This window comes from Hymenobacter endophyticus (genome assembly GCF_032464715.1).
GTDB lineage: Bacteria > Bacteroidota > Bacteroidia > Cytophagales > Hymenobacteraceae > Hymenobacter > Hymenobacter endophyticus.
In genome coordinates this window covers 810,170-835,852 of the sequence record NZ_JAWDJT010000002.1, presented here as the reverse complement: position 1 = coordinate 835,852, position 25,683 = coordinate 810,170, and the positions used below count along the sequence as shown (strand labels likewise).

At 61.4% G+C, this 25,683-nt stretch carries 19 protein-coding genes; 8 read left to right on the top strand and 11 right to left on the bottom strand.

Annotation, left to right across the window (positions count from 1 at the left end; all coding sequences use genetic code 11):
• Positions 1-61: 61 nt before the first annotated feature.
• The 7 genes from ROI90_RS05895 to ROI90_RS05865 form a co-directional block, all read right to left on the bottom strand.
• The gene (locus ROI90_RS05895; RefSeq protein WP_315997408.1) at positions 62-1,444 is read right to left on the bottom strand and encodes a DUF3526 domain-containing protein; all 1,383 of its coding nucleotides are present in this window, start codon (positions 1,442-1,444) and stop codon (positions 62-64) included.
• Between the two features lie 4 nt (positions 1,445-1,448).
• Positions 1,449-2,867 carry an ABC transporter permease gene (locus ROI90_RS05890; RefSeq protein ID WP_315997407.1) on the bottom strand — a complete coding sequence of 473 codons (1,419 nt, stop codon included), beginning with the start codon at positions 2,865-2,867 and terminating at the stop codon, positions 1,449-1,451.
• A gap of 3 nt (positions 2,868-2,870) precedes the next feature.
• Positions 2,871-3,578, bottom strand: a complete 708-nt coding sequence (locus tag ROI90_RS05885) for an ABC transporter ATP-binding protein (RefSeq protein ID WP_315997406.1) — start codon at positions 3,576-3,578, stop codon at positions 2,871-2,873.
• 106 nt (positions 3,579-3,684) lie between these two features.
• Positions 3,685-6,147: a TonB-dependent receptor gene (locus ROI90_RS05880; protein WP_315997405.1), complete on the bottom strand. Its 2,463-nt coding sequence runs from the start codon at positions 6,145-6,147 to the stop codon at positions 3,685-3,687.
• 278 nt (positions 6,148-6,425) lie between these two features.
• Complete coding sequence (locus ROI90_RS05875) at positions 6,426-6,740, bottom strand: hypothetical protein (protein ID WP_315997404.1); 315 nt, start codon at positions 6,738-6,740, stop codon at positions 6,426-6,428.
• A gap of 156 nt (positions 6,741-6,896) precedes the next feature.
• The gene (locus tag ROI90_RS05870) at positions 6,897-7,619 is read right to left on the bottom strand and encodes a carboxypeptidase-like regulatory domain-containing protein (protein WP_315997403.1); all 723 of its coding nucleotides are present in this window, start codon (positions 7,617-7,619) and stop codon (positions 6,897-6,899) included.
• 73 nt (positions 7,620-7,692) lie between these two features.
• Entirely contained in the window at positions 7,693-8,346 is a 654-nt protein-coding gene (locus ROI90_RS05865; RefSeq protein ID WP_315997402.1) for a peptidase associated/transthyretin-like domain-containing protein, read from the bottom strand.
• A gap of 139 nt (positions 8,347-8,485) precedes the next feature.
• Between ROI90_RS05865 and ROI90_RS05860 the strand changes: the two genes are divergently transcribed.
• The 3 genes from ROI90_RS05860 (at position 8,486) to ROI90_RS05850 (ending at position 16,180) form a co-directional block, all read left to right on the top strand.
• Entirely contained in the window at positions 8,486-10,243 is a 1,758-nt protein-coding gene (locus tag ROI90_RS05860) for an amino acid permease (protein WP_315997401.1), read from the top strand.
• Positions 10,244-10,359: 116 nt separating this feature from the next.
• Entirely contained in the window at positions 10,360-15,129 is a 4,770-nt protein-coding gene (locus ROI90_RS05855) for a DUF3320 domain-containing protein (RefSeq protein ID WP_315997400.1), read from the top strand.
• An 88-nt stretch (positions 15,130-15,217) separates the two neighbouring features.
• A complete protein-coding gene (locus ROI90_RS05850) occupies positions 15,218-16,180 on the top strand; it encodes a lipid A deacylase LpxR family protein (protein WP_315997399.1) in 963 nt (320 codons plus the stop codon).
• A gap of 69 nt (positions 16,181-16,249) precedes the next feature.
• Here the strand turns inward: ROI90_RS05850 and ROI90_RS05845 are convergent, their stop codons facing one another.
• On the bottom strand, positions 16,250-17,212 hold the full coding sequence (locus ROI90_RS05845) for a DMT family transporter (protein ID WP_315997398.1): 963 nt from the start codon (positions 17,210-17,212) through the stop codon (positions 16,250-16,252).
• Between the two features lie 100 nt (positions 17,213-17,312).
• Entirely contained in the window at positions 17,313-18,302 is a 990-nt protein-coding gene (dusB, locus tag ROI90_RS05840) for a tRNA dihydrouridine synthase DusB (RefSeq protein WP_315997397.1), read from the bottom strand.
• A gap of 151 nt (positions 18,303-18,453) precedes the next feature.
• Here dusB and ROI90_RS05835 point away from each other — a divergent pair, with 151 nt between their 5' ends.
• From ROI90_RS05835 to ROI90_RS05820, 4 genes are all read left to right on the top strand, one after another.
• The gene (locus ROI90_RS05835; protein ID WP_315997396.1) at positions 18,454-19,482 is read left to right on the top strand and encodes a CPBP family intramembrane glutamic endopeptidase; all 1,029 of its coding nucleotides are present in this window, start codon (positions 18,454-18,456) and stop codon (positions 19,480-19,482) included.
• A 48-nt stretch (positions 19,483-19,530) separates the two neighbouring features.
• Positions 19,531-20,535, top strand: a complete 1,005-nt coding sequence (locus tag ROI90_RS05830; protein ID WP_315997395.1) for a phosphatidate cytidylyltransferase — start codon at positions 19,531-19,533, stop codon at positions 20,533-20,535.
• A gap of 323 nt (positions 20,536-20,858) precedes the next feature.
• Positions 20,859-22,148 (top strand): Glu/Leu/Phe/Val family dehydrogenase, encoded by a 1,290-nt coding sequence (locus ROI90_RS05825; RefSeq protein WP_315997394.1) that lies wholly within the window; start codon positions 20,859-20,861, stop codon positions 22,146-22,148.
• Between the two features lie 201 nt (positions 22,149-22,349).
• Positions 22,350-23,030: a phosphatidylserine decarboxylase family protein gene (locus ROI90_RS05820; protein WP_315997393.1), complete on the top strand. Its 681-nt coding sequence runs from the start codon at positions 22,350-22,352 to the stop codon at positions 23,028-23,030.
• A 95-nt stretch (positions 23,031-23,125) separates the two neighbouring features.
• On the opposite strand, the gene ROI90_RS05815 is transcribed toward ROI90_RS05820, so the two are convergent.
• Entirely contained in the window at positions 23,126-24,067 is a 942-nt protein-coding gene (locus tag ROI90_RS05815; RefSeq protein WP_315997392.1) for a peptidase associated/transthyretin-like domain-containing protein, read from the bottom strand.
• Positions 24,068-24,130: 63 nt separating this feature from the next.
• Entirely contained in the window at positions 24,131-24,667 is a 537-nt protein-coding gene (locus tag ROI90_RS05810; protein ID WP_315997391.1) for a dihydrofolate reductase family protein, read from the bottom strand.
• Between the two features lie 335 nt (positions 24,668-25,002).
• Here ROI90_RS05810 and ROI90_RS05805 point away from each other — a divergent pair, with 335 nt between their 5' ends.
• The gene (locus ROI90_RS05805) at positions 25,003-25,485 is read left to right on the top strand and encodes a GAF domain-containing protein (RefSeq protein WP_315997390.1); all 483 of its coding nucleotides are present in this window, start codon (positions 25,003-25,005) and stop codon (positions 25,483-25,485) included.
• Positions 25,486-25,683: the final 198 nt, after the last annotated feature.

Here is a 25,683-nt window from a genome sequence, read left to right as displayed (position 1 = left end):
TGACGTTCTCTCTGTAGCTGTTTACTTTTAGCTGACTACTTAACAGAGCCAGATATGTCTCCTAGCGCGGCAGCACCGGGCGCACCCGCAGTAGCGCTAGGCCCAGGCCATACACCGCTACCACACTCAATAGCAGCTTTAGCAGGCCGCGTTGGGCGGTGGCCAGTTCGGGCTGGCTGGTAAACGTGTGCTGCGGCTCCTGGGCGTAGTCGGCGTGGGTGAATTCGACTTTGCGGTACAGGTAGGGGTAGTAATACGCCCGCAGGGAATCGTGGTAGCGGGTAGCGCTGCGCTGAAACGCCAAATGCGTAGGAAGGTCGGAGCCGGCCAGGGCATTGAAGCTGGTTTGGGCGTTGATGGCGGGGGACAGCAGGTTGAGCTTTTCCGCGAGGTTGTGGCGCGCTTGCAGGCCGGTGGCGTAGGTCGCCGCTTGTGGGGCCACGGCCAGGTCGCCAAGGTGCTGGAAGGCGTAGTACCAGCGCCACACAAACCGCTCCCGGATAGTGGTTGTGTCGCGGAACTGCGGGTAGAGGGTGAAAAAGCGGTTCATGGTTTCCATTTTGGGCCGGTCCCAGCCGCCGTGGATTTGCTCGCGCTGCTTGATGGTCAGCTCGATGCCCTGGGGCAAGGGGCGGGCCGCGGCCACGCCTAAGCTCAGCAAGCTGGGCACCAACACCACCAGCACCAGCCAAGTACCCAGCAGCGCCACGGCATTCACCGCCGAAGTGCGTTGCAGAGCCGTTACTACCAGCACCACCCCAAACCAGAACAGGCAATACAAGGTGCTAAGGGCCAGCCAGCTAAACATGCGGCTATCCAGCGGCACCCTGGCCCACCCCATGCCCACCACCGACAGCAGCCACACCAGCACCAGCACCAGCGCCACCCGAAACGCCAGCTTGGCCCCAATGACCGTGGCTGGCCGGATGGGCTGGGCCAGCAGCAGCGGCAAAATACCTTCCTCCCGCTCACTGGACAGCAAATTGAAACTCAGGGCCACCACCAGCAACGGTAGCAGATACACCAGCACAAAGGCCAAATCGAAGTTGCCGCTGAGCAGCTTCAGGGGGTTGGTGTTGTCGGTGGCGTAGAGTTGGTTTTGCAGGCCCAGCAGGCGCAGCTTCACGTAGCTGGGGTTCACGTCGCGCAAGCCCAAGGAGAGGGCCGCCCACGCATCGGGGTGGTGCACGGCGAAGGTGGAGTGGTAATAGCCGATGTCGCCGGCGTCGGCGGGGCCGGGAAATTTCACTTTCAACTCCTCTACGTTGCGGCGGGTTAGCTCGGGTAAGGCGGCCAGCTGCTGGCGCTGCCGGGCTATTTCGGTGGTGCCGTAGTAGATACCGTAGAGGCCGGTAGCCAGCAGCAGTCCGCAAAGCAGCACCAGCCCTTTGGCCGCCCGAAAGTGGCGCCACTCGGCGGCAAATAATATCGAGAATATACGCATCAGCTTAGGCAACAGACGTTTTAGAAAGCAGGCGCAGCCCCAGCCAGCACAAGCCCACGGCCCAGAGCAGCAGCGCGGCCACCGGCAGCAGCAGGCGCGGCAGCGCCCAGCCCAGCGGGGGCGCCTGGTAGCTGAAAACCGGCAGCTTCTGCCAGGTGCTGGCATCCAGGCGCCGCTCTTTGTCGCCGTAGCCCATGCTGGCCTGCAGGCCGTTCAGGCGCTGCACGAGGCCGTAGCGGTAGGTTTCGGCGGCTTGCTGGAAGTGCACGTAGTGGGCAAAATCGGAGCCGGCCAGGCCCATGGAGAGGGGCCTGATGGCCTGGTAGGGATTCAGCAAGCCGGCCCACTCCGACAGGCGGTTCTGGCGCTCGTAGGTAGCGTTCAGTTCGGCAAAATGCTGCTGGTAGACTTTGGCCGAATACTCCTCGCCGGCCGCCATCTGCACCCCGGCCAAACTCACCGGCAGCTTTTCCTCGGAGTCAACGCCGTACTTCTTGAACAGGTCGGCTTTCAGGGCTTCGGCCCGCTTGTCGTGCGGGTCGTGGCCGTTGATGCCGTGTTGGGCTTCGTCGTGCACCTCGGCGTCCATCTGGGCTTTGGTGATAGTGGGGTAGAGCGTGGCGCCCAGGTTGGCCGTAGCTTTAGGCAAGATGATGCAACCCAAAATCCAGAGGCCGAGCAGCGTGACTAGGGCCGCGCGGGAACTGGCCTGCCAGGCCGACACCACCACCGCGCCCACCACGGACAGGAAGAAGTATACCGCGTAGCTCAGCACGAACAAGACCAGTCGGGCCACCAAATCGGGGCCGCTGGCAAACTCCTCACCCGTAAACAGCAGGGCCGCCGCCAGCGCCAAAGCTGGCGCTACCACCAGCGCCACGGCCTGGCTGTATCCCCGAATCTTGCCCCAGGCCACCTGCCGCAGGGTTACGCCCTGGCTAAGCAGCAGCTTGAGCGTACCCGTGGCGCGCTCCTCCGAGAATGCTCCAAAACACAGAAAAATTATCAGCAGCGGCACCAGTAGCTGCAGCACAAAGGCCACGGTCATTTCCCCGAACCGAATGAGGGAACCAGCCTGCTGGGCCTGGCTGAAGTTGATGCTGTTCTGCTGGTGGGCCTCCAGGTACACGGCGCTGCCCGTAAACGAGTCCACGCCGCCATCCAGCAAGCTCAGTCCCGATTTCGGCCGGAACGCATATGAGCCGTAGTGGGCCACGCGGTGCGGGTGCCGAGCGGGTTGGTTTCGGAACTTATCATTGACGGTTTGCTGGGCCAGCTGGCGCTCCTGTTGCAGGGTTCGGAACGAGGCCCGGCCCACCAGCGTAGCGGCCAGTAACAGCAGCAGCACCAAGCCACTCAGCACCGCAAAGCGCCGGTCGCGCAGGGTGCTGACAAATTCTTTTTGGGCAATGCTCTGGATCATCGGCTAGTGCATGTAGTTGAGGTAGAGCTGCTCCAGTTCCTGGGCGTTGAGGGCAGCGGTGGGGCGCACGTCCACCAGCTCGCCTTCGCGCATGATGCCCACGCGGGTGCCTACTTCCTTGGCCCGGAAGATGTCGTGGGTGGCCATGAGCACAGCCGTGCCCTGCCCGCTGAGACGGTGCAGCAGCTCGGAAAACTCGTTGCTGGCTTTGGGGTCGAGGCCGGAGGTGGGTTCATCGAGCAGCAGCACCTTGGCGTGCTTGGCTACCGCAATGGCAATGCCCACCTTCTGGCGCATGCCCTTGGAGTAGGTGCCCACCCGCCGCCGCACCGCCTCCGCGGGCAGCCCGGCGTCGGTGAGGTAGTTCAGTAGCTCACTTTCCGAATACTTGAAGCCCGCCAAGCTGCTGAACAAGGCCAGGTTTTCCAGCCCCGACAAGTGCGGGTACAGCAGCACGTTTTCCGGAATGTAGGCTAGGTGCTTCTTAATTTCGAGCGGATTAGCAGCCACGTCCAGTCCGTTCACGAAGGCCGTACCCGAAGTCGGCTGGATGAACCCCAGAAACAGGTTGATGGTGGTGCTTTTGCCGGCCCCGTTCTGGCCCAGCAAGCAGAAAATTTCGCCCGGCGCAATCTGCAAATTCAGCCCGCGCAGGGCCAGCTTATCGGCGTACTGCTTGCGCAGCTCCCGGGCTTCGAGAAGGTAAGTCATGTAGTTAGGGTAAGGGGGTGGGAGGGTATGGGGGTAGGAGGGTGATGGGGTATGCGGAAATCTTTTCAGCCTCCTACCTACTTACCCTCTTACCCTCACACCCTACTCAAAACGTGTAGCCCATGGTGGCCATGAAGTTGCGGGGGGCGCCGGGGCTGGCCCGGAAGTAGTCGTAGCCGCCCACGAAGTAGTTCTTGTTCAGCACGTTGTTCAGGTTCACGTGGAAGTTGAAGCGGTTGACGGTGTAGAACAACGCCACGTCGGCCACGGCGTAGCCGGGCCAGTAGGCCCACTCGTCGGGGCCGCCGTCCAGAGGCTTCACTTGGTTCTCGAAGCGGCGGCGCGTGACGAAGTTGCCGCCCACGGCCACGCCCAAACCGCGCAGTGTGGGCGAAAGGAAGGTGTACTTGGCCCACAACCCGCCCGAGTTGCGGGGGGCGTTAGCCAGGGGCTGGCCCTGCTCGGTCGCGAGGTCGGCTTTGGTTACCTCCGTGTGGTTGAAGGCGTAGCTGGTGTTCAGGCTGAAGTTGGGCAGAATGTTGCCGGTCAGCTCCACCTCCACCCCGCGCGAGCGGGCCTGGTTTTGGCGGTAAATGGCGGCCCCTTCGGCCGTGAGGGCGCCGGTGGCCACCAGCTGGTTGCGGCGCTCAATCTGGTAGGCAGCCACGGTGGCAAACAGGGCCTTCTGGAAAAACTCGCCTTTCAGGCCGGTTTCCAGTTGGTAGCTGGTTTCGGGGCTGAAGGGCTCCGAGCGGCCGTAACGCTGCGGAAAGCGAATCAGCTCGGGCCGCAGCGGCCGGAAGCCCGCGCTGTAGCTGGCGAAGTAGTTCAGGTTGTCGCGCAAAGCGAAGGTGAGGCCGGCCCGGGGCAGAAACTTGGTTTGCGGAATGTTCGTCGAGCCGTCGCCGTAGTCCCGCTCATCGGCAAACAGCTCGTAGCGCGCCCCCAGCAGCAGCCCCAGGCGGGGCGTTACCTCCAGCTGGTCCTGCACGTACAGGCCGGTGGTGTGGTACACGGCGTTGATGTAGTCGGTGAAAAACGCCGGAGTGGCCCGCCGCACGTAGGTGCTCGGGTCACGGATTTCGTAGCTGGGGTTGTTCAAATCAAGCTGCAAAGGCACCACGCGCTGGCTGACCACGCCGTTACTCACGCTGGTCACCACCCGCTGCCGCGCCTCAAACATGGCGCTTTCCTTGTCGGTGTTGAAGCGGATGTAGTCGGCGCCCACCACCACTTTGTGGGATACTGAACCAGTATTGCGGCTGAGCACAAAGTAGGTCGACAGATTCTTGGTGTACTCCTCGGCACGGCGGTCAAAGTAGCGCAGGTTCATCACCGAGTTGGCGGGCTTGCTGGGGTCCGAGTTGTCGTAGGAGTTGAGTGTGCGGTGCTCACTCAGCTTCTCGTTGAAGGTGAAATCCAGGTAGGACGCGTTGAACGACAGCCAGTCGGTGAAGCGGTGGTTGAGCGAGGCGTTGAGGTAGTAGGTCTTCGTGCGGAAATAGTCGCTCGGCTGGCTCAGCGTGAAGGAGCGGGGCACCCCGTACAGGTTGTTGCTCTTAATGGGCAGGCCCCGGTCGAGGTAGCCATCAATGGCCGTGTACACCAGCTCGGCGTTGAGCGTGGTTTTATCCGACACCAGAAACGTGACGGTGGGCGCCAGCATCAGGGAGCGGGTGTCATTCACGTCGCGGAAGGTGTTGCTCTTCTCGTAGCCCGCATTGAAGCGGTAGAGCACGTTTTTCTGCTCGGTGAGCGGGCCGGTGAAGTCAGCAGTGGCGCGGGTGGTGTTGAAGCTGCCCGTGGAAAAGGTGAGGGCCTTGCGGTCGGTTTGCAGCGGCTTTTTCGTCACCATGTTGATAGTGCCACCGGGGTTGATGTCGCCGAACATGGCCGCGCCGGGCCCTTTCAGCACCTCCACCCGCTCCAGGTTCACCGTGAGCGGGGCTTGGGTAAACGCGTTGCCGAAGCTGAAACCCGAGCGCAACCCATTCAACAGCCGGAAGCCACTCTCGTAGCCGTTGCGGAACCCCCGAATCGTGAAGTCGTCGTAGTGCGAGTACTGGCTGACGCCGGCCACGTTCTTTACCGTTTCGGTGAGGCGCAGCGCCTGCCGGTCGTCCATCAGCTCCTTGGTCACCGTGGATATGGACTGGGGCACGTCAATCAGCTCGGTGGCCGTGCGCGTGCCCACAAAGCTGTAGTCGCTCTTGTAGGTTTTCTCGGTGCGGCCCAGCACTTCCACCTCCTGCAAGGCCGTGGTAGTGGGTTGTAGCGTGAAATCCACCGTCAGCGTGGGCGTTTCAGTGGTCAGTACTACCGTGCGGCGCTGCTCCTGGTAGCTCAGGTTGCGGGTGATGAGCGTGTACTCGCCCAGCGGCAGGGTGAGGGAGAAGTGCCCATCTGCCCCGGTGAAGGCGGAGAAGTGGCCGGTGGTTTCCACCACAGAAATGCCTTCCAGGCCGTGGCCGTTCGGACCGTTTACGTGCCCGTCAATGTGGCCCGTGGAAGATTGCGCCACCCCCAGCAAAGGCCAGAGCAGCAGCAGACAAAATAGGATTCGTTGCATGAAAAAATGCGCGTACCCGAGCCCAAAGCGGCAAAGCCAGCGGGCGTGTTGAAGTCAGGAAGGTGAGAGGAGATGCGCCGCCGCAAGCAGCAAGGCGCAGGCGCGCAACGGCCTATGGCCGATAATCCAATCCGCGCAATCAGCAGAGTGACAGCCCGTAGGTGGCTACTCCAGGTACGTAGGGGAGACTAGCTACCCGAAACAACAGATTGTGCTGGCCCCGCAGGCAATAAGCCAGAGGCAGAGCACGAGTAAGCCGGAAAGTGGATTAGCGCCGGTTAAATCCGGCCGGTGGGCGGACCACGCAACGAAGCCCCATCCAGCAGATGGGAGGCCCGGCACACGGGGGCTTGCGGCCGGTACACGGCGTAGGCCCGCAACTCCAAAGGCGCGGGCATCAGCAAGGGTGCAGCCGGCTGGAATGGCGCATCAAACAGGTGCTCCGTCTGGCAGTGCTGGTGCTTGGCCGAAAACACGGCCTTGGCTCCTACTTGAGCAGCGTACCGCACGGTAACGGTGTCGTCGGTGTGCTGGTGAAAGTGCGTGCGCAACACGGCCGCCTCGGGTGTGAGCACCCGCAGTAACAGTAGCAACAGCCACCAGGCAACCAGTTTACGCTTATTCAGCACGCTTCACCGCCTCAATTGATGAGGGGCAAAGGTAGTCGAGGATTCTGTAAATGCAACGTGGTTACACGTGAAAAGCTCGTCCGTATAGTTAATTCAACCCGCTATTCTCCTTCCGCGCCGTTACCGCCGCAACGGCTGCGTCAGCCGCTGCCACAGGCCGCGCGGGGTGTACCACCGTGACATACAGTATCCGCCAACGACGATTCGCTCGTTCATGGCTTTCTCATCAACGACAAGCTTTATCGAGCTGGCCTGGCCTTTGAAATCCGCCAACGCGACCTGTTGGGTAAAATAACCGATTGAAGAAAAAATAAGCTGGCTACTAGCCGTAGATGAACTTACCAACTCAAATGAGCCATCCGAGTTGGTGGACGTTCCCATAGTAGTACCCTTCAGTAACACCGAAACGCCCGGTAGTCCCTCACCCGTAGCCGCGTCCGTCACCCGGCCCCGGGTGGTTTGAGTCGGTGATGCCGGGATGGGTGCCGCTGTTTTCCCTGGCAATATTCGTTGTTCCTGTGGGACAGCTGACTTGCCTTGTGCCGCAGCCGGTCCAGCCGCGCCTACACCCAACACCGCCAGCGCAACAGCCAGCCACCGCCGCGAAACCGGCGCTTCGATAGCCAGTCGGAGGGGGCGTTGCAACTGCTCTGTCCGGAACCGGCCGCAGCTTTGGCCGCTGGTCTGGGTGAAGTAGGCTACCACCTCGGTGTCGGTCATGCGGGTGAAATCCACCACTACTTTGTTGCAGGCGGCGCAGTGGCGGCCTTGGGCGGCGGGTGTCATGGCGGCCCAGTTTTCGCGGCAGGGCTGGGGAATAGCAACGGTGAGGGCACGGGGCATAACAGTGGGCTCAGGTTCAGGCAGTCTGATGCCGCGCCGCGCCGGATTCCACACGCAGTAGTAGAAAAGTGCGCTAAGGGGAAAGCTTAGGCAATGGTGGGGGCGGGGCTAAGTGCAGGATGTGCGGCATAACGGCCGGCGAATAATTTTCCTCAGGCTCCAGGGTCGGCTGACCAATCATGGGCCCCGGGTTGCGCAACTGAATTACAGTAGGCGTACCTTCTTCCGCAGAAAAGTAGCGGGGAATGTACAACCCAGGCTCGGGGTCATCAGGCCGCAGGTCGCTCGGTAGGGGCTGAGCCGCCACCAGTTGGGTGCCGCGCAAAGCATTGGGTAATATCAGGGCAAAGGTACCGTCGGCAGTAGTGCGGGTGTGTAAGGTAGTGTCCAGCTCACTGATGATAATAGCTTGCGCCAGGGGCCGACCACTCTGCTTATCCACTACTTTGCCGCGTATCAGAATAGAATCCTGATGTACGACTGTTTCCTTGGCTGGCAGTACTAAGCGGGTTGTTGGACTTGATTCGCAGGCTGATAAGGACAGCATAGCTGCTGCCAACCACGGTGCCCAGCTGGAAACAGGATTGATATGCTCGGGGCTGAATTTGCCGCAGGCGTTGGGATGGTGCTGCAGGTAGGCTACCACCTCGGCGGTGGTCATTGGCGTGAAGTCCACCACTACTTTATTGCAAGCGGCGCAGTGACGGCCCTGAACGGCGGGCGTCATATCGGCCCAGGAAGCCGGGCAGGGCGCAGGTAGAGAAACGCAGGTTGCCATGGCCGGAAGATAGGGAGCGGCAGGGGTAACGTGCAGCCGCCGGCATTATTCTGTATCTTTTGCCCCTCTTTCAACCCCTCCCAACGCCTTGTCTACTCCGCTTCCCCCTTCCCGCTCCACCGGTTTGTTCCGCCGCAAGAGCCTCCACGACATTCTGCACAACCCGCCCGCCGATGCCGATGGCCACAGCCACGGCGGCCTGGAGCGCCACCTCACCGTCCGCGACCTGACGGCCCTAGGTATTGCCGCCGTTATCGGGGCCGGTATATTCAGCACCATCGGCAACGCCTCCCACGATGGGGGCCCGGCCGTGTCCTTGCTGTTCGTATTTACGGCCATTGCCTGCGCCTTCTCGGCGTTATGCTACGCCCAGTTTGCGGCCACCATTCCCGTATCGGGTTCGGCCTACACCTACGCCTACGCCTCCTTCGGGGAGCTGGCCGCCTGGATTATCGGCTGGGCCCTGATTATGGAGTATGCCGTGGGTAATATCGTGGTGGCCATCAGCTGGTCGGATTACTTTACCGGGCTGCTGAGTGGGGTCGGTATCAATCTGCCCATCTGGTTGACGATGGGTATGCAGAGTGCCCACAAGTATTACAACGAGGTGTTGGCCCTGATGCAGGCCGGCAAACCCCTCACCGATGCCTCGCCGGCACAGTTGGAAGGTTATAAAGCCTGGGCTGCGGCCCCCGAGTTGGGTGGTGGCCTGCGCCTGGTGCTGGACCTGCCGGCCGGACTTATTACGCTGGCTATTACGGCCTTGGTGTACGTGGGTATCAAGGAAAGCAAGAACGCCAGCAACCTGCTGGTGGCCCTGAAGCTGGTAGTGGTGGCCGTGGTGATTCTGGTGGGCGCGTTTTACGTGCAGCCCGAAAACTGGAGCCCCTTCGCCCCCAATGGTATTGGCGGCGTGCTGAAAGGCGTGTCGGCCGTGTTCTTCGCCTACATTGGGTTCGATGCCATTTCGACAACGGCCGAGGAGTGCAAGAACCCCCAGCGCGACCTGCCCCGGGCCATGATTTACGCCCTCATCATCTGCACCATTTTGTATGTGATTATCACGCTGGTACTCACCGGTATGGTGAACTATAAGGAGCTGGCCGTGGGCGACCCGCTGGCCTACGTGTTCAACAAAGTGGGTGTGAAGTGGCTGGGCGGCGTGGTGGCCGTGTCGGCGGTACTGGCTATGGCCTCGGTGCTGCTGGTGTTCCAGATTGGGCAGCCCCGCATCTGGATGACCATGAGCCGGGACGGGCTACTGCCGCCGGTGTTTTCCCGGGTGCATCCCAAGTTCCACACGCCTTCGTTTAGCACCATCGTCACGGGCTTTTTTGTGGGCGTGCCGGCTATGCTCCTGAACATGGATTTGGTAATTGACCTGACCTCTATCGGGACGCTGTTTGCCTTTGCCCTGGTGTGCGGCGGCATTCTTATCATCGACCCCCTTGGCCAGAGCGACGCCCGCTTCAAGGTGCCCTACATCAACGGGCAGTTTCTGGTGCCGCTGGTGCTGCTGGTGGGGGCGGTGCTGCTATTCGTGTACAACCAAGCCGGTATTCAGGAGTTTACCACGGCCCTGAGCAGTGGCTACGAAGAAGGCCGCCACTACATCCCCATGCTGGTATTCTTCGGGTTCTGCCTGGCGCTGGCCTGGCTGTCGTTCCGTAAAAAGCTGAGTTTGCTGCCGGTGCTGGGCCTGCTCACCAACCTTTACCTGATGACCCAGCTGGGCATCAATAACTGGCTGCTGTTCTTCGGCTGGCTGATTATCGGGCTGGCGCTGTACTTCAACTACGGCTACAAGCACAGCAAGCTAGGGCTGAAAAAGCCGGCAGTAGGGTAGAGGATAAGTTGCCATTCGCGTATTCCCCTGCAAACCCGCTGGCCTGTTTAGGTGGCGGGTTTGTTGCGTAAGTTGGGGCCGCCTTTGCCCCACTTGGGGCCAGTTGACTTGCTTGTATGCCTGATGCTTCCGCTCTTGCCGTCCGCCTTGCCGCCTCCCGTCAGGAGTTGCTAGACCTAGGCTTGCGCAACCCCTTGCTCAACTTCCGGCCCTCCAGGGTGCGCGGGGTAGAAATAGTGGGGGAGGAAGCCGCCGCAGTATGGGAGCGGCTGGTCAGTAAAGCCCGGCCCATGGTGTTTGCCCCAGTTTTGGAAGCGGGTCTACCGGCATCCGTGGGCCGGAAGGCGGACCCGGAACGGGGCACCCACCAGGCTGCCGCACTGGGCCTGCCAGTGCCCACCGAGGTTCCCACGGAGCAACTCAGCCCCGCCACCCCACTGGCCGCCGACCCTACCGACAACAAGCTGCAAACCGCTGAGCCACCGGCCAAGCTGGAAAGCCGCCTGCTGAACACCTACTACACTGCCCGCACCAGCCTGGAGGAGCAGGGCACCAACATCCTGTACCTAGCCCTGGGCATGCTAACGTGGTACGAGGATGCCCAGAGCGAAACCCCGCGCCGGGCGCCGCTGGTGCTGGTGCCAGTGCTGCTGGAGCGGGGCACCGCCGCCGAGCGGTTTACGCTGCGCCACACCGGCGCCGACGTGGAAACCAACCTCTCCCTGCAAGCCAAGCTCAAAACCAGCTTCGGCCTCACGCTACCCGATTTCGACGAGGATACGTCCCTGCCCGAGTACCATGCGGCCGTAGCCGCCGCTACGGCCAGCATGCCGCGCTGGCAGGTAGCGCCCAACAGTTTAGCACTGGGGTTCTTTTCCTTTGGTAAGCTGCTGCTCTACCGCGACCTGGACCCTACCACCTGGCCCGCAGAAAATACGCTGCTCACGCACCCGGGCATCGAGGCCCTGCTAGGCCCGGATACTGGTTTCCAGGATGCTCCGCCTAGCCTGGACGAAGCCTCGTTTCTGGATGCTGAAAGCTCCGCTGCCGAGCTGCACCAGGTGCTGGATGCCGATTCCTCGCAAGTTCTGGCCCTGCTGGCAGTGCAGGAAGGCCGCAACCTGGTAGTGCAGGGCCCGCCCGGCACCGGTAAGTCGCAGACTATTGCCAACCTCTTGGCTGAGGCCATTGGGACGGGCAAGAAAGTGCTGTTTGTGGCCGAGAAAATGGCTGCCCTGGAAGTGGTGAAGCGCCGCCTCGATGCCCTGGGGCTGGGGGCCGCCTGCCTGGAGCTGCACAGCCACAAAACCAACAAGAAAGCCGTGCTAGCGGAGTTGCAGTACACCCTGAGCCTGGGCCGCCCCGCCACCGTAGCCGCCGTGGAAGACCAAGTGGCTCAGTTGCCCCGTTACCGCCAGACCCTCAACGACTATGCCCTGGCCGTGAATGCGCCCGTAGCCCGCAGCCGCCGCACTGCCCAGCAGGTAGTTGGGGAGCTGCTGCATCTGGCCGAGGCGCGTGGAGCCGTAGAGTTACCGCGCGTTGCCTTCTCCAACCTGGCCCATTGGACTGATGCCGACGCAACCCGCGCCGAAGCTCTGGCCAGCAGCCTGCAGGCTACGTTGCAGAAGATGGGCCCACCCAAAGCCTTGTTATTCTGGGGAAGTGAGCTGACGGTACTTTTGCCCGCCGACCAAGCAGCCCTGACCACCCAGCTTCACGTGGCCCAAACGGCGGTACAGGCGCTGCACACCCAGGCGGCCGCGCTGGCACAACTGCTCGGCCTGCCCGTACCCCCCGACCGCGCCGCCGCTGAAAAACTGCTGCCCGCCGCCCGCCACGTCCAGCTGGCTCCCTCCCTAACCGGCGTAGCAGTAGCTGATGGATCCTGGATTCAGCAAGTCAGCTACCTGGCGCAGGTGCTTCAGGCTGGTGCGGATTACGTGGCTCTGCATCAGCAATTTGCTGCCGTGCTGTTGCCCGAGGCCTGGGGCCAAGAGCTGCAAGCTGAGCGGGCTGCCTTGCTAACCTATGGCGGCAAGTGGTGGAAATTTCTGAGTGGAGACTACCGCCGGGCCCGCCAACGCCTGCAAAGCCTCTGGCGCGGCCCGCTGCCCAAGGAGGCGGGGGAGCTGGTAGCCGCCATTGATGCTGTGCACTACGCAGGCCGCCACCAACAGGCACTGGCCGCGGCCCAGGAAGTGGGTAGCCGCTTGTTTGGTCCTGCCTGGCAGGGCCCGCGCTCCGATTGGCCCACGCTCACCAAAATCCAGGAATACCTAACCCTCACGCACCAGCGCATCAGTCGCGGCGAGTTGCCAGCGGAACTACTGGTCTATCTGAAGCAGAGTACCTCAGTGGACCAACTGAGCGGCCCGCTGGCGGCCCTGGAAACTGCCCTAGCGCACCACCGCACTGCTCTGCAAACCGTGGTGGATGGCCTGCAACTCAACGAAGTGCGCCGGTTTGGCCCGCAAGGCCGCCTGCAGTTTCAATCCTTCGAAAATCAGCGGGCCACTTTGGCTGCCTGGGCGGCTGATGTGCCGGCGCTGCGCCTGAGTACCGAATGGAACAACGTAGCCGCAGCCGTGCAAGTGGAGGGGTTGCCGGAATTACTGGTGTTGGCCGAAAGCTGGGCGGCTGCGCCGCAGTGGCTGGCTGCGGCCGTGCGGCAAACCTGGCTGGAATACCTGCAGCGCCACGCCTACGAGCAGCACCCGGCCCTGCGCCAGTTTGAGCGCGCCAGCCACGAGGAGGTAGCTGCCCGCTTCCGCCAGGCCGACCAGGCTGCCCTCTACCACCACCGCGTGCGGGCCCTGCGCCGCCACCACGACGGCCTGCCTCACCCCCAAGCCGGGGGGCAGATGCTGGTACTCAAAAACGAATTCGCCAAGAGGACCCGCCACAAGCCCCTGCGCCGCCTGCTGCTGGAAGCCGGCCGGGCCATCCAGGCCATCAAGCCGGTGTTTATGATGTCGCCGCTGTCAGTGGCGGGCTACCTGCCGCCGGGGGCGGTGGAGTTTGACCTAGTGGTGTTCGATGAGGCCTCGCAGGTAAAGCCAGTGGAAGCGCTGGGTGCCATTGCCCGGGGCCGGCAACTGGTAGTAGTCGGCGACTCCAAACAGCTGCCGCCCACGTCGTTTTTCGACTCCCTGACCAGTGCCGGCGAAGAGGAAACCGAGGAGGAAAACGTAACGGCCGACATCCAGAGTATTCTGGAGCTGTGCAAGGCCCGCCAGATGCCCGAGCGGATGCTGCGCTGGCACTACCGCAGCCGCCACGAATCCTTGATTCAGCCCTCCAACCATTTATTTTATGATGATAAGCTGGTCATTTTCCCTAGTCCTGGCGGGCAGGGCGAGTTAGGATTGGTGTACCATCACCTGCCCGAAACCCACTACGAGCGGGGCAGTACGCGCACCAACCCCCGGGAGGCGCAGGCCGTGGCCGAGGCGGTGCTCCACCATGCCCGCACTACGCCCCACCTCACGCTGGGCGTGGTGGCATTCAGCACGGCCCAGCGCCAGGCTTTGCAGGATGCCCTGGAACAGGTGCGCCGCCAGCACCCCGAAACGGAAGCGTTTTTCAACAGCCACCCGCACGAGCCGTTCTTCGTGAAAAACCTGGAAAACGTGCAGGGCGACGAGCGGGATGTCATCCTCATCAGCATCGGCTATGGGCGCACCCGGGAGGGCTACCTGGCCATGAGCTTCGGGCCTCTGAATGGGGAAGGCGGGGAGCGGCGCCTGAATGTGCTCATTACCCGGGCCAAACTGCGCTGCGAAATCTTCACCAACCTCACGGCCGATGACCTGGACCTGACCCGCATCCAGGCTAAAGGTGTAGCCGCCCTCAAAACCTTTCTGCACTTCGCCCAGCATGGCCGCCTGCACCAACCCCAGGAAACCGGCCGCGCCGCGGAGTCGCCGTTTGAGGAAGCCGTGAGCCACGCCCTTACGGCCCGGGGGTACCAGGTGCGCCCTCAGGTGGGCAGCCAGGGTTTTTACCTTGATTTAGCAGTAGCTGACCCCGACCAGCCCGGCCGTTATGTGCTGGGAATTGAGTGCGACGGAGCCATGTACCACTCGGCCCGCTCGGCCCGTGACCGGGACCGGCTGCGCCAGCAGGTGCTGGAGGCCGTGGGCTGGCGCCTGCACCGCATCTGGAGCACCGACTGGCTGCGGGACCCCCAGCGCGAAACTGAGCGGGCCGTGCAGGCCATTGAGCAAGCCCGCCGCTCTGTGGCCTCCGTTGCAGTTGATGCCCATGAGGTAGGGCAGGCACAGCCGGAAGCTGCTGATGTTGAACGAGAAATATTATCGGCGGCCGGGCAGCTGTTGGCCGAGCCTTACCAGATAGCCCAGTTGCCAGCGGCTGTGGGCCACCGGGAGCTGCACCAGCACAGTCTGGGCCAGCTCGCCACCTGGCTTAGCGTGGTGGTCCGCATCGAAAGCCCAATTCATGTGGACGAAGCAACCCGCCGTCTGGCCCAGGCCGGTGGGGCCACGCAGGTAGGAGCCCGTATGCGCAAAGCCGTGCGGGCGGCGGCTTTGCTGGCTACCAACCTGCGTCACCTGCGCCAGCAGGGGGAGTTTCTCTGGGAAAATACCATGCAGCAGCCACCGCTCCGCAACCGGGGCCAGCTGCCGGCCATTTCGCGCAAGCTCCCCCTGGTAGCGCCCGAGGAGCTGGCCCTGGCCCTGCGTACGGTAATAGAACAGAGCTTCGCGCTGCCCCGCGAGGCCGTGTTTCTGCCCGCCGTGCGCCTGTTGGGGTTCAGTCGGTTGTCGGATGAAATGCGCCTGCAGCTGGAACCAGTGCTGCTCGGGTTACTGGAGCGGGGCGAAGTGCTGGAGGTAAGCGGGGTATTGAAGCCAGCGGTGTGATGAGGCAGCCGGAGCGGAAGGCGGTAAAACAGCAGGACACCAAAGCGTACCTGGGCTCAGCTGCGTAGGTAATAGAAATCCTGTATTGATGCGCTTTTCCCTCTTGCCTGCCTTGTTGCTACTGCCCGCTTTGGCCCAAGCCCAGCACCCCGACAGCACCCGGACCAGCCCCGACCGCCTGCTGTTCTACACCTTTGCCAACGACGCCTTCTTCCGGACCGATTACTACTTCACCCAGGGTATGACCGGGGGCGTAGTGCTGCCCGCCCTGCGTTACTCGCCCGTTAATTACGTGCTGGGCCCAACTCCGGGAGGAAGCGCCCTGTACCACGGCGTCCGGCTGCACTACGATGGGTTTACGCCCCTGCGCATTCATGACCCCTTTATCCGGTTTGCTGACCGGCCATACGCCTCCTACTGGTATGCCCATCTGTTTCGGGTTGCCAACCAGCCCGCCCGCCGCTACCGTCTCACTACCGCCCTGAATCTGGGGTTTATGGGGCCGGCGGCCGGGGCCAAGGGCTTCCAAACCACCCTGCACGAGTGGCTGGGTGCGCCCACGCCCCGGGGCTGGGACTACCAAATCCGCAACGATGTGGTGCTGGGCTACGAAGCGCGGCTGGAAAAGCAGGTGCTGGCCGTGGGCCGTGCTGCTGAGTTAGTCGGCGACGTAAATGCTTCGCTGGGCACACTGTATACCCACGCCGGCGTGGGGGGCCGGCTGCGGGCGGGCCTGTTGCAGCCCTATTTCAGCAACCTGGGTGTGAGCCGCCAACCTGGGCAGCGCCGCGCACAACTGTACACCGAAGCGCAACTTGAAGGCCGTTTGGTGGGCTACAACGCTACCCTGCAAGGGGGCCTGCTTCGCTCCGACAACCCGTATACCCTGCCTGCCTCGGCCGTGCGGCGCACGGTAGCCAAAGGTACCGGCACCCTTGGGCTGGGCTATGCAGGCTTACGACTCACGGCTTCCGCGGTGTGGATTTCACCGGAGTTTATTGGGGCTCGCACCCACAAATGGGTGCAGTTTGGGGTGCAAGCTGCTTTCTAAGCAGTTCTCCTGAGCCCGGTAGCGGAGGTGCCTGAGCAGAGAGTACGCAAATCTTTCTGCTCAGGCACCTTACTTCGCCCGGTTGATGATGAACACGCTAAACAGGATGATGGCCATGCCCAGCAGGTGCCAAGCGTTGATAACTTCCCCATCCAGCACGCCCCAGGCCAGGGCCATAACGGGCACCAGGTAGGTGTTGGAAGAAGCAAACAGAGCTGTAGACTGCTGAATCAGCTTGTTGAACAGCACCATGGCTACGGCCGTGCTCATGGTGGCCAGCAGGGCAATGTAGCCAAAGGCCGTCCAGGCACCGGGTACGTGCTGGAGCTTATACAGAAACTCGGTGCCCAGCAGCAAATACAGCAGCGCCGGCCCCCCAATGAGCATGAGAAGCAGGGCCGTAACTGCCACCGCCGGAATACCCTGGAAGTGGTGCTTGATCATGTTGATGCTAATGCCGTAGCCCATGGTAGCCAGCACAATGTAGAGGCCGTACCAGGCATTGCCCTCGCCGGTGGGCGTGGCCGTCCCCCCGCTGCCACCCACGGCAATCAGCACCACGGTACCTAGTAGCCCCACGCCAATACCCGCCAGCCGCAGCCCCGTAATCCGCTGCCCAAAAAACAAGGCGCCCATCAGTAGCGTGAAAGCCACGGTAAGGGCATTGAGGACCCCAGCCAGCCCCGAGGCCATTTTGGTTTCAGCGTAGGCAAATAGAAAAGCGGGCAGCAACGTGCCAATAACTCCGCTCAGCAGCAGCCACTTGAAGCGGCTGCGCTCCACCTGCCGCACATGGCGCAGAGCAAAGGGCAGCAAAATCAAAGCGGCTACGGTTACGCGGGTAGCCCCCAATTCCACCGCCGAAAACACCACCAACCCCTTCTTCATCAGGATGAAGGAGGTGCTCCAGATGGTAGCCAGCAGCACCAGCAGCCCCCAGGCCGAGGCCGGAACGCGGTGCGGGGGCGCTGGCGCTACGGGCGGGTTTTCGGGGGCGGCCGTAACGGCTGGCGCAGGAGTATCAATGGGCATAACGCGTGAGGAGGTATAAAAGAGAGCAACAAATAGAAAGCGTCATCCTGAGCAGAGCGCAGAATGACGCTTTTATCCGGTTTCGACGATTGAAAATAGGCTACCCCACCAGCACGGGCTCGGCAGCAATAATTTCGTCCATAATGCTGTGAATTTCCAGCGGGTCGTTGCTGTCCACGAGGCGGGTGCGCCACTGGCGGGCTCCTTCCAGGCCCCGGAAATACTGGGCGTAGTGGCGGCGCATCTCAAACACGCCGGCCCGGGGCCCCTTCCACTCCAGGCTTTTCTCGAAGTGCATACGGCAGGCCTGTACCCGCTCCTCCACGGTGGGTGGGGGCAGCAGCTGGCCGGTGGCGGCGTAGTGCTTCACCTCCCGAAAAATCCAGGGGTAGCCGATGGCGGCGCGGCCAATCATTACCCCATCCACGCCGTAGCGGTTCTTGTACTCCACGGCCTTTTGGGGCGAGTCGATGTCGCCGTTGCCGAAGATGGGGATTTTGATGCGCGGGTTGTTCTTGATGCGGCCAATCAGGTCCCAGTCGGCCTCGCCCTTGTACATCTGCACGCGGGTACGGCCGTGTACCGTGAGGGCTTCAATACCAATATCCTGCAGGCGCTCGGCTACATCCTCCACGTTCTTGGTGGAGTCGTCCCAGCCCAGGCGGGTTTTCACGGTTACGGGCAGGTGGGTGTTCTTCACCACGGCGGCCGTCATTTCCACCATCTTGGGGATGTCGCGGAGCAGGGCCGCGCCGGCACCCCGGCAGGCCACCTGCTTCACCGGGCAGCCGTAGTTGATGTCGATGAGGTCGGGTCCGGCCTCGGTGCTGATGCGGGCGCATTCGCCCATGGTTTCCACATCAGAGCCAAACAGCTGGATGCCGATGGGCCGCTCGTAGTCGAACACATCCAGCTTCTGCCAGCTTTTGGCGGCGGCCCGGATCAGGCCTTCCGAGGAAATAAACTCGGTGTACATCAAATCGGCCCCGCCCTGCTTGCACACGGCCCGGAACGGCGGGTCCGACACGTCCTCCATGGGCGCGAGCAAAAGCGGAAAATCAGGCAGGGCAATGTTACGGATGTGGACCACGGCAGTCTATTCTAGTATTTTGCGCAAATTTACGACAATAGGATTTAGTGCCCGGCTGCTAGTGCCTGGTGCGTAGGCGGTGTAGCCAGCAAGCCCACGCCAGCTTATCCGCCGCTAAGCACTAAAATCCAAGCACTAAGCCCTAAAATCAATGAAAGGTTTCGTCTCCAGCCGATTACATCCCTTTGCCAACCTAGGGCTGCTGATGGTGCTGCTGCTGGCCGCTTTCTGCGTGGCCAGCCTTCTGGTGATGGTACTCAACTACCTGTTTTTTGGGGTGGGCATGCAGGACATGGGCAACGTGACCCAGCGCCCCGCCGATTACCCAAATGGCTGGGGCGTATCTATGCTGAGCCAGGGCGTGTTGCTGCTGGGCGGGTTGGGCGGTGCGGCCCTGGCTTTGGCGGCTCTTACCGGTAACAAGCTCGCCGATTACTTTATGCCCAGCCGCCCGGTGCCGGCGGGCTGGCCGCTGCTGGCCGGGCTCATTATTGTGGCGAGCCTGCCGGCCATGTCGGTGCTCATTGCCTGGAACGCCGGGTGGGATTTGCCGGCCTGGGCCGTAGCCAAGGAAGAGCAGGCCAATGCTATCCTGAAGATTCTCACCAACTTTTCCTCGCCCCTGCGCTTTGGGGTGGCGGTGCTGGTAATGGCCATTATACCGGCCGTGAGTGAGGAGCTGTTTTTCCGGGGCGTGCTGCAGCGCAACCTGGTGCAGTGGGCCGGCCGTCACACGGGGGTCTGGCTGACGGCCATTGTGTTCAGCGCCATTCACATGCAGTTCGAGGGCTTTGTGCCGCGGTTTGTATTGGGCTTGGTACTAGGGTATCTATATGAATGGAGCCGCAATATTCTGGTGCCCATAGCGGCCCACTTCGCCCAGAATGCTTTTCAGCTGGTGTTACTGTATGCCCGGCAGCGCGAGTGGTCTTCCTCTGATTTTGACCCCGACTCCACCGAGGCCCTGCCCTGGTACTGGGTGCTGGCCTCGCTGGGGCTGTGCGCGGCTGGGCTGTGGTACCTCTACCAGCAAACCCAGGCCCCCCGCCCCGATGCGCTGCCCACCGAAATGCACACGCTGGGTGCCCGGGGCGTGGCTGTCAGCCGGCCGGCGGCGCCTACGTCAGCAGCGTCTCGCACCCTCAGCCACGATGGTGTTGATGCTACCAAAGCCAACTAGCCCCTGCGGCCGGCCAAGTTTCTCCCTGTTCCTCTCCGTACCTCTCTCTTGACTACCTCTCCCGCCCCCACGCCCGCTACCACCGAGCCACCCGCCGACAAGCCGGGCATGTCTAACCTGTCCCAGCGCGTCATCTTCGGGCTGATTGGGGCCGCCCTGCTGCTAGGCAGCGTGTGGTACAGCGCCTGGACGTTTGCCCTGTTCTTCGGGGCCGTGCAGATGCGCATGCTCTGGGAGTTCTACCGCATGATGCGCCACGCCGGCTACAAGCCAGCCGCGCTGCTGGGTGGCGGGATTAGCATACTAATATTTACGGTGATTTATATCTACTCCGACTTGTTATCAGGTAATCTTACTGGTTACCCTCCTATTGCTGCTGAGTCAAATTTATCGGTATCTGATAGTGGTGTAGGGCAATTGTTAACGTCTCTTCGAATACAAGTACAAGTGGCAGCGCCACTGTTGATACAAGGCATGTTAGGGTTGATATTGCTCTTGCCTGTCGTCCTCATCCTGCGGGAAATGGCCGCCTGGCCCCGGGAGCAGCAGGATTTCTCGCCCTTCTCTAATGTAGGCGTGGCGTTGCTGGGCTTGCTGTACGTGAGCCTGCCCATGAGCCTGCTCAACGTGGTGGCCTTTACCGAAACCGGCTACGACTACCGCCGCATCTTCGCGCTGCTGCTGCTGGTGTGGGCTTCCGATACGGGGGCGTACGCGGCCGGCAAAACGTTTGGTAAGCACAAGCTGGCTCCTAAAATCTCGCCTGGCAAAACCTGGGAAGGCGCCATCGGGGGCTTCGTGCTGACGCTGGCAGTGGGCTGGGGCCTGGGCTACCTGCTGCCCGAGCTTTCCCTTACCTACCGCCTAGTGGCCGCCGGCGCAGTAGCCGTGTTCGGCCCCCTCGGTGACTTGGCCGAGTCCATGCTCAAGCGCAGCGTGGGCGTGAAAGATTCGGGCCGCATCATGCCGGGGCACGGCGGCTTGCTGGATAGGTTCGATGCGTTTCTGTTTATTCTGCCAGTACTGGCCTTGCTGCAGCTGCTCTGGGGCTAGATTACAAAAACTGGTAATCAGCTGACTGTCGGGCAACTTTCCGTTGAAAGTTGCCCGATTTTTTTGTGGCAGTAAATCCACGGATGTATTGCAAAGAATAGAAGAAACTGAATAATAAAATAGCAAACTCACCGGCATTTCGCACGGAGTTTGCTACGTCGCTCACGCTAGTGCGCTGGCTGAGTAGCTTCGGCACAACGGCCGGGCCGCGTATGCAGTAAACCGCTTACCTTTGACCACCCAAAATTTCCGCGCGTAGCCAGGTTGCCCACCAGCTTAGCTGCCGTAGTTTATTTCTCACCCACCCCAACCCCCACCTCCGTATGGCTGCCACCACGGTGTACAAAGAACCGGCTCCCCGCGTGGATGCCGAGAACCCCCTGGAATCGATGATGTCGCGCTTCAACGTGGCCACCGAAATCCTCGGCCTCGACGAAGAAACTTACGACGTACTCAAAGCGCCCGACAAGCAGATCATCGTGCACATTCCTGTGACGATGGACAACGGCAAAGTGCGCGTATTTGAAGGCTACCGCGTGGTACATAACACCATTTTGGGCCCCAGCAAAGGCGGTATCCGCTACGACAAAAACGTGCACCTGGACGAGGTGAAAGCTCTGGCCGCCTGGATGACCTGGAAGTGCGCCGTGGTTGACATTCCCTATGGCGGTGCCAAAGGCGGTATCATCTGCGAGCCAACCAAAATGAGTGCCGGCGAAATTGAGCGCCTTACCCGGGGTTACACCCTGGCCATGAAGGATGTGTTCGGCCCCGACCGGGACATTCCGGCCCCGGATATGGGCACCGGCCCCCGCGAAATGGCCTGGCTGATGGACGAGTTCAGCAAGACGGTGGGTGCTACCTCACCCGCTGTGGTAACCGGCAAGCCTCTGGTAATGGGTGGCTCTTTGGGCCGCACCGAGGCTACCGGCCGCGGCGTTATGGTATCGGCGCTGGCTGCCATGAAGAAGCTGGGCATGGACCCCACCCAAACGTCGGCGGCCGTACAAGGCTTCGGCAACGTGGGCTCCTGGGCCGCCAAACTGCTCAGCGAGCAGGGCGTGAAAATCAAGTGCGTATCCGACGTGTCGGGGGCGTACTGGAACGAGAACGGCATCAACATTGATGAAGCCGTAGCCTACAAAAACGTACACAGCGGCCGCCTCGATGGGTTCACCGGGGCTACCCTCATGGACAACGCCGACGACCTGCTGACCGCCGACGTAGACCTGCTGGTGCCCGCCGCCGTGGAAGACGTAATTACCGAGCACAACGCCCACGACATTAAAGCTAAGCTGATTGTGGAAGGTGCCAATGGCCCCACCTCCGCCTCCGCCGACCCCATCATTAATGAGAAAGGCATCATGGTAGTGCCCGACATTCTGGCCAACTCGGGCGGGGTAACGGTATCCTACTTTGAGTGGGTGCAGAACCGCCAGGGCTTCAAGTGGAGCGAGGAAATGGTAACGGAGCGCGCCGACCGCATCATGACCGATGCCTTCGAAAAGGTATACGCCACCAGCCAGAAGTATAACATCCCCATGCGCATTGCCGCTTACGTAGTGGCCATCGACAAAGTAGCCCAAACATACAAGTTCCGCGGGGGCTTCTAACCGAAAGCTCAACAGTGCACTAGGGCATATGCCCTGACTCATTATATTTGTTTGCAGGATAGCCCGGGCCGGTGGCTCGGGCTATCTTTGTGCACTACGGCCAGCCGTTTCACGAGTGAAACGATTTGACGGCCGCCCTCTGTTTCTGAAAAAAGCGTCTGAGTACGGGAGTTTTCCGTATTCAGCGCAAATCAGCTGTTTATGAAGATCCACAAAGAAGGACGACGTATTCTGTTCTTTACGCTGTTGGCCCTGCTGGCCGCAAACCTGCTGCTGTTTCGCTATAATGCTGAAAACGACGGTTTTAATAAGGTATTTGCTGGCATTTCCGTCATCGTATTCCTCACGTTGCTGCAGTTTTTCCGCAGCCCGGCCCGCCGCCTCTTCACCCACGAAGACCTGCTGATTGCCCCGGCCGACGGCAAAGTGGTGGTAATTGAGGACGTGCATGAGCCGGAATATTTTGACGATGTGCGCAAGCAAATCAGCATCTTCATGTCGCCGATTAACGTGCATATTACCCGCAACCCCATTTCGGGTATTGTGCGCTACTTCAAGTACCACCCGGGCAATTACCTGGTGGCCTGGCACCCTAAAAGCAGCACCAAAAACGAGCGTACCACAGTGGTAGTGGAGTCGGAAGCCGGCCCGTTCGTGCTGTTCCGGCAGATTGCCGGGGCCATGGCCCGCCGCATTGTGTGGTACGTGAACGAGGGCGACGAAGTAAGCCAGGGCGAGGAATTCGGCTTCATCAAGTTCGGCTCCCGCGTGGATATTTTCGTGCCCGTGGATACCGAAGTGAAAGTGCAGATTGGGGAGAAAGTGAAGGGCGGGCAAACCATCATTGCCCAACTCAAAACCACTGCCCCAACGCTTTTCTAAGCACGAATTCGTTCTGATTCTGATACAAACACAAAACGGCTGCTCCACATACTGGGGCAGCCGTTTTGCGTAGTACGCGGGAAGTAGCCGTTGCTTTAGGGCATATACTGGGCCTGAATAGCGGCGTCACCAATGCGCTGCTGGCCAGTCTGGTCCCGAGTTTGAAACTTCCGCCAGCCGTAGGTGATGGTGTAGTACCACGTCTGGGTTTCGGGTGTGAGCCGGCCGCCCAACGACTGCCCGTAGCGGGTGCCCGTTTTCTTTTCCTTGGTGGGTAGCTGCGTGTATTGGTAGGAGCACAGAAACTGGTCGGAGGTGTACACCCACTCCATGGCCACAAAAACGCCCTGAGCCGGAAAAGCGAGGTTGTAGGGCCGCAGATCCACGGTTACCCAGCCGGCTTTAGCGGCAGAGGCCAGCACGGAGGCAGTCAGTAAATCGGTGCCGGGGCCACCGTTGGGGCCGTCGGCCGTGTACACCCGGATGCGAAACGGCGTCTTCAGCAGCTTTTTGTCGCAGTTGCCCGAGCCATTGCCATTTACAAAGAAGCGGGCTCCGGTTAGGTAGCCGGCGGCCGCTGGTTGGAAATACCGGGCTACCTGCCAACCCGTATTTTTTTCCGGGGAGAGGCCATTCTGGCTGAACCCAAACCGCTCCGTATCTTCCTCGGGGCCCAGCCACTGCGGTGCAATGGCGGTAGCGTGCACGGTTACACCCGCCAAGGACACTGGCAGCGCCTGCAGCTGCAACCGGGTCGCGGCGGTGGCCGGCACCGGCAGCCGGAGCCGCTGGAAGCCCAACGCCGAAACAGCCAATGAATCGGTGGAGGTAAGGCCGGTGGGCAGGGGCAGTGAAAAGTATCCATCCTGATTGGCCTGCACCCCGAGGTGGTGGGCGGGCAGCTCCACCACGGCAAAGGGCACGGCGGTGCCCTGGGCATCGTGCACAATGCCGGTAAGGGGGCGCTGGGCGTACAGAGTAGTACCCGCGCCGGCCAGCAGCACGGTAAGCAGGAAAATTCGGATAGCTGAAAACATAAAAAACGGAATAGTTCGACGGGCGAAGCTATTCCGTTTTCCGGTTAAAAGCACAGGGCCGGACTATTCTGCCGGTTCAATCAGTCGGTAGTGCAGCAGCATCATGCCATCGGGCCAGGCTTGGTTGCGCAGCAGGTGCAGGGGCTGGGCGTGGTCTTGGTGACGCCAGAGCGGAATGCCGGCTCCTAGCACCCGGGGCACCACAAACAGCATCAGCTCATCAACCAGCCTGGCCGCCAGCAGCGGGGAAGCCAGCGTGCTGCCCCCAATCAGCCAGATGGTACCGCCGGGCTGTTGACGTAACTCCCGCACAAAGTGGGTTGGGTCTTCGGTGATAAACTGCACGGAGGGGTGCCCTGCCTCCCGCGGGGGCTGGCGCGTAAACACGTAGTTGGTTAAGGTAGGGTAGGGCCACTCGCCAAAGGTGAGCACCTGCTCGTAGGTGGCGCGGCCCAGCAACGTAGCATCGGCGGTGGCCAGAAAATTAGCGTAGCCATAGTCTTCGCCGGGTGGTGGCGTGGGTAGCCACTCCACCGAGCCATCGGGGGAGGCTATGTACCCATCGAGGCTGGTGGCAATGTACAGAACAACTTTGCGCATGTGGGAAGTGGGTGGGAATGGTTGTGGGATTGGGGACAGAAGAACAGAAAGTAAGCCGCAGGCCGAGCCCTACGTACGGGCCCCTCGGCGGTACTGGTCGGGGGCGGGAGCCAGGAAAGTAGAAAAGTGGGGTGGGTGCGCCGATAACTGGCTGAACAATAGCGAGTATCTGCAGCCGTAAAATACAACATCTTTCCGCCCAGTAAAGCCTGTGCTGCCAGATTGGCCAGAAGTAAGCGGCATGGGCGGCAGTAGGCGTACCTTTACCCCCGCCGCCCGCCCAACCTTGGAGCCATCGAGCGGTTATACCGTGCACCCCCTTGTCTCCTTACTTTATGGCCGAAGAACTTCACCTCGATACCACCCTCACCAAAGCCGAGCAGTACCGCCAGCTCCTGCCCCAGATTGAGGCCCTGACTACCGGTGAGCCGGACCTGGTAGCCAACTTGGCCAATACCGTAGCCGCTTTGCGTCAGGCTTTCGGGTTTTTCTGGGTGGGCTTTTACTTGGTGAAAGAAGACGAGCTAGTGCTGGGCCCGTTTCAGGGGCCCATTGCCTGTACCCGCATCCGGCGTGGCAAGGGCGTATGCGGCGGCAGCTGGGCGCAGGCCGCCACCCTGCTGGTGCCCGATGTGGAGCAGTTTCCGGGGCACATTGCCTGCAGTTCCGAATCCAAATCGGAAATAGTGGTACCGGTGTTAAAGAATGGGCAAGTGGTGGCCGTGCTCGACGTGGACAGTGACCAGCTCAACGACTTCGACCACCACGACCAGCAAGCACTGGAACAGTTGATGCCGCTGGTAGCCTCCTGGTTCTAGCACCTCCCGGCAGCCGGGCGTAAGAAATACATAAAAAGGCAGATTGGAGCTACCACAGGCGAATATCGTTAATGCTCGGCGGCAGGGGCGCTAGCCCGCTGAAGCCCAGCGTGTACCACCCTTTAGCTACCTCAAAGCTGCCACTGCGGAGGATGTGCCATTCTACGATGAAGTGCTGCTGCCCGGCAAGCTGATACG

Bases quoted from the DNA above. Each gene is read 5' to 3' on its own strand.
- ROI90_RS05895 (WP_315997408.1), bottom strand. From the start codon at position 1,444: ATGCGTATATTCTCGATATTATTTGCCGCCGAGTGGCGCCACTTTCGG.
- ROI90_RS05890 (WP_315997407.1), bottom strand. From the start codon at position 2,867: ATGATCCAGAGCATTGCCCAAAAAGAATTTGTCAGCACCCTGCGCGAC.
- ROI90_RS05885 (WP_315997406.1), bottom strand. From the start codon at position 3,578: ATGACTTACCTTCTCGAAGCCCGGGAGCTGCGCAAGCAGTACGCCGAT.
- ROI90_RS05880 (WP_315997405.1), bottom strand. From the start codon at position 6,147: ATGCAACGAATCCTATTTTGTCTGCTGCTGCTCTGGCCTTTGCTGGGG.
- ROI90_RS05870 (WP_315997403.1), bottom strand. From the start codon at position 7,619: ATGCCCCGTGCCCTCACCGTTGCTATTCCCCAGCCCTGCCGCGAAAAC.
- ROI90_RS05865 (WP_315997402.1), bottom strand. From the start codon at position 8,346: ATGACGCCCGCCGTTCAGGGCCGTCACTGCGCCGCTTGCAATAAAGTA.
- ROI90_RS05855 (WP_315997400.1), top strand. From the start codon at position 10,360: ATGCCTGATGCTTCCGCTCTTGCCGTCCGCCTTGCCGCCTCCCGTCAG.
- ROI90_RS05850 (WP_315997399.1), top strand. From the start codon at position 15,218: ATGCGCTTTTCCCTCTTGCCTGCCTTGTTGCTACTGCCCGCTTTGGCC.
- ROI90_RS05845 (WP_315997398.1), bottom strand. From the start codon at position 17,212: ATGCCCATTGATACTCCTGCGCCAGCCGTTACGGCCGCCCCCGAAAAC.
- ROI90_RS05835 (WP_315997396.1), top strand. From the start codon at position 18,454: ATGAAAGGTTTCGTCTCCAGCCGATTACATCCCTTTGCCAACCTAGGG.
- ROI90_RS05825 (WP_315997394.1), top strand. From the start codon at position 20,859: ATGGCTGCCACCACGGTGTACAAAGAACCGGCTCCCCGCGTGGATGCC.
- ROI90_RS05820 (WP_315997393.1), top strand. From the start codon at position 22,350: ATGAAGATCCACAAAGAAGGACGACGTATTCTGTTCTTTACGCTGTTG.
- ROI90_RS05815 (WP_315997392.1), bottom strand. From the start codon at position 24,067: ATGTTTTCAGCTATCCGAATTTTCCTGCTTACCGTGCTGCTGGCCGGC.
- ROI90_RS05810 (WP_315997391.1), bottom strand. From the start codon at position 24,667: ATGCGCAAAGTTGTTCTGTACATTGCCACCAGCCTCGATGGGTACATA.
- ROI90_RS05805 (WP_315997390.1), top strand. From the start codon at position 25,003: ATGGCCGAAGAACTTCACCTCGATACCACCCTCACCAAAGCCGAGCAG.